This is a genomic window from Mycobacterium sp. (assembly GCF_032162605.1).
Lineage (GTDB): Bacteria > Actinomycetota > Actinomycetes > Mycobacteriales > Mycobacteriaceae > Mycobacterium.
This window is the reverse complement of sequence record NZ_JAVROT010000157.1, coordinates 1-5,495: the sequence shown is the minus strand read 5'-3', so window position 1 is coordinate 5,495 and position 5,495 is coordinate 1. Positions and strand designations below refer to the sequence as shown.

Sequence of the window (5,495 nt, the reverse complement as noted above, 5' to 3'; positions counted from 1 at the left end):
CGTGTGTGACGAGTACCGACGAGCGGCCGTCGCGCACCAGGACGTTCCGCAGCACCTTGCGCATCGCGGCGGCGACACTTACGTCGAGACCGGCCAACGGTTCGTCGAGCAGCAGGACGTCGGGGTCGGCGGCCAGCGCACGGGCCGCCGACCCCGACGTCCTGCTGCTCGACGAACCGCTGACAGGGCTCGACGTCGGAGTCGCCACCGCGATGCGCAAGGTGCTGCGCCGCGTCCTGGTGCGCGACGGCCGCTCGTCGGTCCTGGTCACGCACGACCTGCTCGACGTCGTGACCCTCGCCGATCGGGTGATCGTCCTGGAGGCGGGTCACGTCGTCGAGTCCGGCCCGTCGACGACGGTGTTGGCCGCGCCTCGCAGCAGTTTCGGGGCACGGTTCGCGGGCGTGAACCTGGTGACGGGCCGGGCGGGTTCCGACGCGACGTTGGTGACGGCCGCCGAGCAGCTGTGGCACGGCCGCTACGACGAAGGCGCCGTGTCCGGGATCGACGGCGGTGACCCCGTCGTCGCGACCTTTCATCCGTCGGCCGTGGCGATCTTCCGCGACAAACCACACGGAAGCCCGCGCAACACCGTCGAGGTCGTGGTCGCCGAACTCGACAGTCGCGGCCCGGCCATCCGCGTTCGGGCCGACCAACAACCCGACGGATCGCCGGGCCTGTCCGCCGACATCACCGCCGAGTCGGCGGCGGATCTTCGCCTCGGGCCGGGGGAGCGCGTCTACTTCACGGTGAAGGCGCAGGAAGTGACGATTCATCAGGTGCGGTAACGGCGGCCGGGGCCGTCGCGATCAGACCAACAGAACTACCCGCGCGCCTCGCGCGCGTCGCGGCATGCCGCCTGTCATTTCAGCGATCGCTGAACTGCGCTCTTGTCATGTTCTTAGAGGCTTTCAGCAATTTCCCAGATCGATTTTATTAGAACAACTCACACTTGCGTCACGGCCGTAACACGGTAGTTTCTTCCACATGCAGCACCCTCCACGACGCAGGAGCATCTCGAAGACGCTGGCCACGGCCGCGGTCGCGGGTGTTTCGGCGGTGGCCCTCGCCCTTACCGGCCCGGTCGCCTATGCAGACCCCGTTCCGCCCGCTCCCGCGCCGGCGCCCGCTCCCGCGCCCATCGATCCGAACGCGCCGCCGCCACCGCCCGCCGACCCGAACGCGCCGGCCGCTGACCCGGCAGCACCGCCCGCGCCACCGCCGGAGCCCGGCCGCGTGGACAATGCGGCGGGTGGGCTCAGCTATGTCGTCCCTGCCGGCTGGAAGGTCTCGGACAACACCCAGCTGTCGTACGGGCAGGCACTGTTGACCAAGATCCCCGAAGGGGGAGCAGAGGCGCCGTCGGACACCAGCGTGCTGCTCGGCCGACTCGACCTGAAGTTGTTCGCCGGAGCGGAGGCGGACAACGCGAAGGCCGCCACCCGGTTGGCCTCTGACATGGGCGAGTTCTTCATGCCGTTCGCGGGCACCCGCCAGAACCAGGACGCCGGGCCTCTCGACGCCGCAGGACAACCCGGTGCGTTCTCCTCATACGAGGTCAAGTTCACCGACACCGCCAAGCCCAACGGCCAGATCTGGGCCGGCGTCGTCGGTGAAACACCTCCACCAGGTACGCCCCGCGGACAGCGGGCCCCGGCGCGGTGGTTCGTCGTGTGGCTCGGTACGGCAAACCATCCCGTGGACAAGGCCGCTGCGACCGTCCTCACGCAGTCGATTCGGCCCTTCGCGCCACCGCCGCCACCGCCGCCGCCTCCGCCGCCGGATCCCAACGCTCCGCCGGACCCGAACGCTCCGCCGCCGGATCCCAATGCGCCGCCACCACGACCTGGTATTGGCGTGCCCGTGCCGGTGACCGACGCGCCGCCCGGGATGATGCCAGGCGGCTGACGCGCACAGGCCGCGCTATCGACTGACTAACGTGCACCTTTCGCACGTCGAATCGTTACCCGCTGCGAGTAGACCGGACGGTGACCCAGCGGCTGCGCTGGGTCGGTCGGCGATGAGCAGGAGTTCGTCATGAACATGATTACGGCAACCGAGTTTCTGGCTGCACGATCCACCACCCTCACCAGCGTGGGATGGATCGGTTACATCATCATCGGCGCACTCGCCGGCTGGATCGCAGGCAAGATCGTCAAAGGCGGCGGATCCGGCATCCTGATGAACATCGTCATCGGGATCATCGGAGCGCTCATCGGCGGCTTCCTGCTCAGCTTCTTCCTCGACACCGCGGCAGGCGGTTGGTGGTTCACGCTGTTCACCGCAATCATCGGCTCGGTGATCCTGCTCGCCATCGTGGGCGCGGTCCGGAAGCGGTAACCGGACCGGCGCTACATCGCGGCCAGCACGCCGCGCATCTCGGCGGCGACGCTGCCGGGGCCCGGGCGGTACACGGGGCCGCGGCCGTCGCCAAGCAGGATGCGCAGTCGTGCCATGCCCCGCGCGCGGACCAGCTGCGGATCCGCCAGCCGTGACAGCACATCGTCGATCACGTCCGCCGACTTTCGGATCGCCTCGGCCTGGATGGGAACGCGCGTGCTGACGCCGACGCCGTCGTCGAGCAGGCCGGCATCCCGAAGCAGGAGCACGAGCGCATTGGTCATGTCCTCTCGCTCTGCCTGCGACGTCAAGCGAACGTAGTGCGCGGCCCGCGGGCTGCCCCCGGTGACCGTGGCACCGGCCTCGATCTGCTGGTCGTAGCGTGCGGCGAACAGTCGTGCCCACATCCGGCTCGACAGTGGCACGTCGGCTCTCTCGTCGCGGTGGATTGACCGGTCGGTCGTGTCGTCGATGGCGTCCGTTCGGATGCCATTGCGCAGTGTCATCGCCATCTCCTTATTTCGTGACCTACGTGGACGCTATACCGGTCATGAGTGACCAGTCAAGCTTTTATACCAGTCACGTAAGGTTTACCATGTGCCCATGACGTCCCACGGTATGCAGTGGAGTGGAGACACCGAGTCGAAACCCGCACCCGGTGCCCTGCGCCGCGTGCAGGCACTCATCAACACCGTCGATCTCGAATCGGGTCAGGACCGGCTGGCAGCTGTCGACGATGCCCGCCCGTGGCTCGTCGACAACGGCCTGCTCGCGCCCGACGCCACGCCGGGGCCCGACGGGCTGCGCCTGATCATGGGCGTCAGGGAGGGGCTGCGCGCCCTGGTGATCCACAACTCGGGCGGCCCGGTTCCCGATCCGGCGACGATCGCGCCACTGCACGAGGTCTCCGAGGGCAGTCGGGTTCGAGTCGTCGTCGACGAGCACGGACGCATGGCCCTATCCGCCGACGACGGGTCGGTGGGTTCACGGCTGCTGTCGCTGCTGCTGATCGTCAAGGATGCCCAACTCGACGGCACCTGGACTCACATGAGGGCCTGCGCGAACGACGACTGCCGATGGGCGTTCTACGACCACTCACGCAACCACGGTGGGACCTGGTGCGACATGGCGACCTGCGGAAACAAGCTCAAGAACCGCGACTTCAGGGCCAGGCGCCGCCAGCCCGCCGGCTAAGTCGACAGGTGCCAGACCAGCGCTGCCGCGAGTGCGCCGAGCCCGTTGAGTGACCAGTGCAGTGCGATCGGCGCGATCAGACTGCCGCTGCGCCTGCGCAGCCAGGTGAACACGAAACCCGCTGCTCCGGTGGCGATCACCGCCATCACCACACCCGCGAGCATGCCGACCGCCCCGGCACCGAAGAGCTTGGTGAACCCGACATTGCCGCTGGTCAAGCCGAAGGACGTGGCGATGTGCCACATCCCGAAAAGCAGCGAGCCGGCCGCCGCCACGCCACGGAAACCCCAGGCCCTGTCCAGCGCCCCGTGCAGTACGCCGCGGAAGGCTAGTTCCTCGGGGATCACGGTCTGCAGCGGAATGATGATCATCGAAGCGAGCAACGCGCCGGACAGCGTGGCGTAGTGGTCGTTCATGAACATGGGCCGCGTCCACGGCAGCAGCGCACCGATGACGATGACCGTGCCGACGAACGCGACCGCACCCAGCGCGTACCAGACGCCGGATCTCCAGTGGTCGCGCCCGAGCCCGAGTTCGCTCCAGCCCAGACCCCTCGACCGCACCAGTAGGACCAGCCCGATCGCTGCGGCGGGTACTACGACGAAATTCGCGAGCGGGGTGGTGAAGTGGGCGATGAGGTTCGTCAGCGCCAGGACCACGACGACGACGCCGATGTCGACGTACACACGGAAGTGGTGCAGTGCGGATAGCTGACCGATCAGCGGATGGGGGGGCGCGTGCACCGCGCTGACATCAGACATAACCGGCCTAGCATACGTGCGATCGGGTATGCCCAGGTCAGGGACGGACAAACTGTGCCAAGGGCCATTTGCCGTCGGGTGGCCGGGAGGTGAAATTCGGGAGCTGCTCCGCGCGGTCAGCCGGATGGAGGCGTTGGATGGCCAGGAGGGCTTCGCACCGACGCCGGAGGAGGGTGTTCGCCATGACCGCCAAGAAGACTGCCGTACCGACCGCCTGGCGTTCCGCCGAGCCCGACCCGTTGAGCGACGAGACCGTTGCCATTCTGGACGGCTGGTGGCGCGCCGCCAACTACCTGTCGGTGGGTCAGATCTACCTGCTGGACAACCCATTGCTGCGCACGCCGCTCTCGCGCGATGACGTGAAGCCCCGGCTGCTGGGCCATTGGGGCACCACGCCCGGCCTCAACTTCATCTATGCCCACCTGAATCGAGCGATCAAGGCGCGCGAGCAGTCGACGATCTACGTCACCGGTCCGGGCCACGGAGGTCCGGGCCTGGTGGCGAACGCCTACCTGGACGGAACCTATTCGGAGGTGTACTCCGACATCACCGGTGACCTCGAAGGTCTGCGGAGGCTGTTCCGCCAATTCTCGTTTCCCGGAGGCATTCCCTCGCACGTCGCACCCGAGACGCCGGGGTCGATCCACGAGGGCGGCGAGCTCGGCTATGCCCTCTCGCACGCCTACGGCGCCGCCTTCGACAATCCGGATCTGCTGGTCGCCGCGGTCGTCGGGGACGGCGAGGCGGAGACCGGAGCGTTGGCCACCAGCTGGCACTCCAACAAGTTCACCAACCCGGCAGAGGACGGCGTGGTACTGCCGATCCTGCATCTGAACGGATACAAGATCGCCAATCCGACTGTGCTCGCGCGGATCCCGGAGGACGAGCTGCGCAGCCTGATGATCGGCTACGGACACCGGCCGCACTTCTTCGAGGTGACCGACGACGAGGAGGGCTCGGCCGCGGAGGAGCCCGCCGACGTCCACCGGCGGTTCGCGACGCTGCTCGACGAGGTGCTCAACGAGATCGCCGAGATCAAGGCGTCCGCTGCTACGGGAAACGCGGACGACGTAGCGCGACCATCATGGCCGATGATCGTCTTCCGCACCCCGAAGGGGTGGACGGGGCCCGCATACATCGACGGCAAGAAGACCACCGGATCCTGGCGCGCACACCAGGTTCCGCTCGCCAACGCCCGCG

7 protein-coding genes are annotated in these 5,495 nt (G+C 67.8%); 5 read left to right on the top strand and 2 right to left on the bottom strand.

Annotation, left to right across the window (positions count from 1 at the left end):
• From QOI01_RS09505 to QOI01_RS09495, 3 genes are all read left to right on the top strand, one after another.
• The coding region (locus QOI01_RS09505; protein WP_526380222.1) for a TOBE domain-containing protein at window positions 1-788 on the top strand (788 nt) is incomplete at its 5' end.
• A 199-nt stretch (window positions 789-987) separates the two neighbouring features.
• The gene (locus QOI01_RS09500) at window positions 988-1,908 is read left to right on the top strand and encodes an APA family fibronectin-binding glycoprotein (RefSeq protein WP_526380220.1); all 921 of its coding nucleotides are present in this window, start codon (window positions 988-990) and stop codon (window positions 1,906-1,908) included.
• A gap of 129 nt (window positions 1,909-2,037) precedes the next feature.
• Entirely contained in the window at window positions 2,038-2,340 is a 303-nt protein-coding gene (locus QOI01_RS09495; RefSeq protein ID WP_526380218.1) for a GlsB/YeaQ/YmgE family stress response membrane protein, read from the top strand.
• An 11-nt stretch (window positions 2,341-2,351) separates the two neighbouring features.
• Here QOI01_RS09495 and QOI01_RS09490 read toward each other — a convergent pair whose 3' ends face one another.
• Window positions 2,352-2,846, bottom strand: coding sequence for a hypothetical protein (locus tag QOI01_RS09490; protein WP_526380216.1), 495 nt, complete (start codon window positions 2,844-2,846; stop codon window positions 2,352-2,354).
• Window positions 2,847-2,943: 97 nt separating this feature from the next.
• Here QOI01_RS09490 and QOI01_RS09485 point away from each other — a divergent pair, with 97 nt between their 5' ends.
• Window positions 2,944-3,534, top strand: coding sequence for a CGNR zinc finger domain-containing protein (locus tag QOI01_RS09485; protein WP_526380214.1), 591 nt, complete (start codon window positions 2,944-2,946; stop codon window positions 3,532-3,534).
• Here QOI01_RS09485 and QOI01_RS09480 read toward each other — a convergent pair.
• Window positions 3,531-4,295, bottom strand: a complete 765-nt coding sequence (locus QOI01_RS09480) for a CPBP family intramembrane glutamic endopeptidase (protein WP_526380212.1) — start codon at window positions 4,293-4,295, stop codon at window positions 3,531-3,533. The genes QOI01_RS09485 and QOI01_RS09480 overlap by 4 nt on opposite strands.
• A gap of 182 nt (window positions 4,296-4,477) precedes the next feature.
• On the opposite strand from QOI01_RS09480, the gene QOI01_RS09475 reads away from it, so the two are divergent.
• Window positions 4,478-5,495 (top strand): phosphoketolase family protein (locus tag QOI01_RS09475; RefSeq protein ID WP_526380210.1); only part of this gene is annotated, 1,018 nt, incomplete at its 3' end.